Annotated in this window: 2 protein-coding genes; both read left to right on the top strand. The window is 55.4% G+C overall.

All coding sequences use genetic code 11. The features are described 5' to 3' along the window. On the top strand, positions 1–272 hold a 272-nt coding region (locus tag A3730_RS04880), incomplete at its 5' end, for a tRNA pseudouridine(55) synthase TruB (protein WP_197477299.1). Between the two features lie 81 nt (positions 273–353). Beyond that, positions 354–623, top strand: a complete 270-nt coding sequence (rpsO, locus tag A3730_RS04875; protein ID WP_063519235.1) for a 30S ribosomal protein S15 — start codon at positions 354–356, stop codon at positions 621–623. The last annotated feature ends 252 nt before the right edge of the window (positions 624–875 follow it).

The raw sequence follows: 875 nt of genomic DNA, 5'->3' as shown, positions 1-875 counted from the left end.
TGGGCAAGATCAAGGAAACCGGCGGGTTCGAGGCAATCGACGAACTGCTCTTGCCTTTATCTACCAGCGTGGCAGACTGGCCGCGCGTTGAACTGGGTGACAATGCGGCGTATTACCTGCAGCAGGGTCAGCCAGTGATGGCCTCAGACCGTCCTCTGGACGGCTGGGTCAGCGTTTATCAGGCATCCAGTGGTGAATTTCTGGGTGTCGGAGAAGTATTGGAAGACGGGCGGATTGCCCCTCGTCGTCTGATCGCAGGCGGAGCCTCCTGAGGGGACTGGCCTGATTAATGACGGCAGCTATAAATATGCATGGCTGGCCGTGACCTTAATTGAGCATATTGGAGAAGCAACATGGCGTTAACCGCTGAACAGAAAGCTGAGATCCTGAAAGAGCATGGCCGCAAAGAGAACGACACCGGTTCCCCGGAAGTTCAGGTGGCTCTGCTGAGTGCCAACATCAACGGCCTGCAGGATCACTTCAAAGGCCACAAGAAGGATCACCACAGCCGTCGTGGTCTGATCCGCATGGTAAACCAGCGTCGTAAGCTGCTGGACTACCTGGCCAAGAAAGACCGCACCCGTTACCTCCAGCTGATCGAAAAGCTGGGTCTGCGTCGCTAACAGGCCGTAGATTGGGTAACCACAACAGAAGCTCGGCATTTGCCGGGCTTCTGTTGTTTTGGGGCAAGCAATAAATTCCTCGCCTCAGACAAGACGGGGTGTTGGTATGGGCCTGAGGCTGTGGTGTTTCGGAGCCTGAGGCGCGCGAGGCGTGATGCGTGATGCGTTTCTGGTTATGATGCGCGAGCGGAAGAAGATTGTTTATTAGAGGCATGGGCCTCGAAGACTGTTGTGAAGAAGAGAGAAGAGACG

The organism is Alcanivorax sp. HI0044 (assembly GCF_001634945.1).
The sequence above is the reverse complement of the archived record's forward strand: the minus strand, read 5'-3'. Positions and strand labels throughout refer to the sequence as shown.